We start from the raw sequence: 2,005 nt of genomic DNA, 5'->3' as shown, positions 1-2,005 counted from the left end.
ACCACCGCAACTTCGTCCGGACTCACACCTCCCCAACGCCCGACCAACCCACAAGGACACGCACAGACTCAGCCGACCTGACCAAGCACTACTAGAGCTGCCGCCATACGCGTGTGCTCCGTGCTCAATGCTCCAGTCCTCGAAGGTTGTGCAAATAACAATCACATCCCCGTGCCGCGAGAAGAAGGCTAATCGATCTGGATTAAGTTACGGGGAGTGAAATTTCAAAATTCACGCTCCGCCTCCCTTGTCATCATCTTGCGTTCCCGCCGCACCCTCAGATTGAGTAATTAGTACTTAAAAGTAATTCATCGGGTTGATCATGCTCGGGAGGAGATCGCGCGTGGCGAGCATGCCGCCGTCGTACAAGGGCACCGGCAGGGCTTCGGCGTAGTCGCCGGGGCCGTGTCACGTTGATGGGGGGCTGATCGGCTGAGGTCGTGTCAGGGTGTGGTGGGGCTCGGTGGTGGGTCTGGTTCAGGTCGCGGCGGGCTGGCCGGCGACGCCGGTGATCTGGTCCCAGATGGTGAAGCGGATGATCATTTCGGTGCGGTGTTCGGTGCTGGTCATCAGGTGGCATCGGGGCCGGAAATGAGGTGAGATGCCGTCGAACGCGGCGAGGAACCGCTGGGCTCCGCCAACAGAGCGGAAACCCTTCATCGCGCGTTCGCGCTGCCGCGTGGGCTGGTGGGAGTTCTCGGCCCGGTTGTTCAACCCCTTGTGGGAGCGATGCTCGACCCAGGGCATGACCTCGCGGTGGGCGGCGCCGTAGGAACGGAGCTTGTCGGTCACGATCACCCTCGGCACCGACTGGGTCTTCTCCACCAGCTTCCGGAAGAAACTCCTGGCTGCGGCCTTGTCGCGACAACTCTGGACGAGGATGTCCAGCACATTGCCGTCCTGGTCCACCGCCCGCCACAGGTACTTTCGCTCGCCGTTGATCTTGACGAAGGCCTCGTCCAAATGCCATTTGTCGCCAGGGCGTGGACGGCGTCGGCGCAGCGCGTCGGCGTAGGACTGCCCGAACTTCCGGCACCACCGGCGGACCGTCTCGTAGGAGACGATCACGCCGCGCTCGAGCATCAGCTCCTCGACCTCACGGAAGCTGAGCGGGAACCGAAAGTACAGCCACACGCAGTGGGAGATGACCCCCACCAGGTACCGGTGACCCCTGCACGACGGCGGCATGCTCACCACGCGCGATCCCCTCCCGAGCATGATCAACCCGAAGAACATCTCACACCGCCAGCCAACGTGACAGTGCCGCATCAGCTCCCTCGCGACGCAGCATCGTGATCAGCTTGCCGAACGCGCGCGGGCTCAGGCCCGTGAACGGGGCTATCCAAGACGGCTCCGACGCCGTGATCACACCAGCTACACCAAGATCATCTCATCGCTGACCCGGCGTTGCGGGAAAACCCTTAGACACACCCGAACGCAGTTCCTGTAATTCCCGCCCTTTTCGTCCTCGGCGTAAGATTTCCTCGCAAGTAGATACAGCATAATTCGTGAGCAAGGTGGGGCTCGAACCCACACGCCTCCAGGGCTGCGGATTTTAAGTCCGCCGCGTCTGCCTATTCCGCCACTTGCCCATGCAGCTTTACGATAAGGAACATTGCACTCCGGATTGATGAGCACCGAGTACTCATTCTCGAATAAATTGTCACTTCCAGATTCCGTTGACAGCGAGGGCGGGCGAGGGCAGAGCTTGATCAAGTTCCGTAGGCGTCCGGGTTGTTGGTGATGCCCAGGATGGGGATTGATCGCTCAGGTTTGTCGCGTAACGCCCGGGTGATCTTGGCGATGTCGTCGGCTCCGATGGTTCTCAGCACGCCGATGGCGAGGTTGGCGGAAGGCCGCCATGGCCCGGGGTGCCGTCCCGGTGTGAACGGTGGAGGTGACGCCCCTGAGGGCCTTCCCCCGTGATGGTGGACACGCTTTGTTGATCACGCGGCGAGCGTGAGCTTAGCCGCGTGGTGTCGGCGTTCGTATTCGTTGGGGCTGA

The 2,005-nt window shown here is 61.6% G+C and carries 1 protein-coding gene, 1 tRNA gene and 1 pseudogene; all 3 read right to left on the bottom strand.

The genetic code is table 11. The annotated features are described in order from the left end of the window. Positions 1-477: 477 nt before the first annotated feature. The 3 genes and pseudogenes from ACFV3E_RS46620 to ACFV3E_RS46610 all read right to left on the bottom strand — a co-directional run bounded on the left by ACFV3E_RS46620 (position 478) and on the right by ACFV3E_RS46610 (position 1,592). On the bottom strand, positions 478-1,188 hold the full coding sequence (locus ACFV3E_RS46620) for an IS6 family transposase (RefSeq protein WP_500542615.1): 711 nt from the start codon (positions 1,186-1,188) through the stop codon (positions 478-480). Positions 1,189-1,264: 76 nt separating this feature from the next. Then, positions 1,265-1,369 (bottom strand): annotated as a pseudogene (locus tag ACFV3E_RS46615) (IS5/IS1182 family transposase); the annotation flags it as partial. A 140-nt stretch (positions 1,370-1,509) separates the two neighbouring features. Then, positions 1,510-1,592 (bottom strand) — tRNA-Leu (locus ACFV3E_RS46610). Positions 1,593-2,005 lie beyond the last annotated feature (413 nt).

The organism is Streptomyces sp. NPDC059718 (genome assembly GCF_042733315.1).
GTDB lineage: Bacteria > Actinomycetota > Actinomycetes > Streptomycetales > Streptomycetaceae > Actinacidiphila.
The sequence above is the reverse complement of the archived record's forward strand: the minus strand, read 5'-3'. Positions and strand labels throughout refer to the sequence as shown.